Origin of the sequence: Synechococcus sp. WH 5701, from assembly GCF_000153045.1 — a bacterium.
Classification (GTDB): Bacteria; Cyanobacteriota; Cyanobacteriia; order PCC-6307; family Cyanobiaceae; genus Regnicoccus_A; species Regnicoccus_A antarcticus.
The window spans coordinates 1-1,463 of record NZ_AANO01000072.1 but is presented as its reverse complement, the minus strand read 5'-3'; the positions used below and the strand labels follow the sequence as shown (position 1 = coordinate 1,463).

Annotated in this window: 1 protein-coding gene and 2 pseudogenes; 1 reads left to right on the top strand and 2 read right to left on the bottom strand. The window is 46.5% G+C overall.

Annotated features, from left to right (window positions below; genetic code table 11):
- A pseudogene (locus tag WH5701_RS16185) lies at positions 1-213 on the top strand (helix-turn-helix domain-containing protein); the annotation flags it as partial.
- Positions 214-260: 47 nt separating this feature from the next.
- On the opposite strand, the gene WH5701_RS16180 reads toward WH5701_RS16185, so the two are convergent.
- Positions 261-1,166 (bottom strand): neuromedin U, encoded by a 906-nt coding sequence (locus WH5701_RS16180; protein WP_156776471.1) that lies wholly within the window; start codon positions 1,164-1,166, stop codon positions 261-263.
- 114 nt (positions 1,167-1,280) lie between these two features.
- Positions 1,281-1,463: pseudogene (locus WH5701_RS18185) on the bottom strand (AraC family transcriptional regulator); the annotation flags it as partial.

Genomic DNA, 1,463 nt, shown 5'->3' with positions numbered 1-1,463 from the left:
CGACTTGATCTCGTACGCCAGCTTTTACTGAATCCAAAGCGAAGCGATGCTTTGGGGTTGAAGGGCGTCGGGGCAATCGCGGCCCATATGGGCTTTGCCAGCCGCAGTCATTTCGCCCGCCACTATAAAAAGCAATACAACGAGCTCCCACAACAGACTTTGATCCGAGGCAGCGCAGCTGATAAAGAGACATGCTCAAACAAGTCTAAATAGAAGTCTTACTAATTAAGAACTTAATTTCTATATTTGATGAGAAACAATTATTTAGGGAAACGCACTTGCCACTGAGTACGAATCGTCCAATCACCAAGTAAATCCTCTCCAGCAAAGGAAGGCTTGATAGCGTTGTAGTACGCCTCGACTGAAACCTGCATCGGCTGATCTGCCAAACGGAAGGCATATCCAAACCCGCCTCCCACAGGTACTGTCCAACCATCACCATCAGGGTGAGTCCAATCTGCCGAGATTATCGGCGAAGAGGTGAAATACCAGTTTTTGTGAAACTGATAGCGAATGAGCGGCTGAGCAATCAGCCGGTTCACATCAGCCCGTTCAAGATCTCCTGCAACAGACCAGATGTTTCGCACACGAGCACCAATCATCCATGGACCACTGTGGTGGAAGCCAAAAAGTGCAGGACCAAGCGATAACTTGCCGGTATCAGTAGGGCCATCTCCCACAGGAATCACCATGGAAGGCCCCAATCCAAACGTCCAATCCGAGCCAAGATTGGGAACAAAGAATGCCGTGGGACTGATATCAGATAAGCCTGTGTCGTTGCGCTGATCCCAGCCCGCCACAAATGGTGCACCCAATGGGGTAACACCAAAATCAGGCCGTGCTGAAGGGGTGGACGTAAACCGAAAAATCGTCCGTGTCAAAACGGTCCACTCATTGTTCAACCGAAACGGAAAAACCGGCTGAAGCTTAAAGACCTGAAGTGAACGGTTTGGCTTAGCCTCAGGATCAATGGAACTCGGGGCCCATTGAGTGTTGGGCACAACATTGAATTCGAGTGACACCCTGTTGGCCGATGTAATCGGATTCGGGTGTGCTTGTGCAGATTCCTGCGCAGATTCAAGAATAAGAATCCATAAAAAACATAAAAGAAGATACTTCAGATATTGCGACATTTTCCACCGATCTAAAATATAAAAATAAGACATGCCGCTAATTAAGAGCAAAGAAAAAGCAATGGTGCTGAGTAGAAATCATACAGGAAAGATAGATAACAAGAATTTGAGATCCTAATAACTACTCTGCAAGAGCAAGGACACGGCCTAAAAAGTTTGCTGAGAGTAACGCCTATTTGACAATGTCTGACGAGGCATTTCCAGAAACTCGTTCTTGTAGTAGCGGGCAAAATGGGAACGGCCTATAAAACCGAAATACGAAGCAATATCAGACACACCAGAAATATTATTCTCTATGCAAAATTCAGCATCCATCAATGCATGTCGAAC

Excerpts from the sequence above, each read along its gene's own strand:
- WH5701_RS16180 (WP_156776471.1), bottom strand. The coding sequence starts at position 1,166 with ATGTCTTATTTTTATATTTTAGATCGGTGGAAAATGTCGCAATATCTG.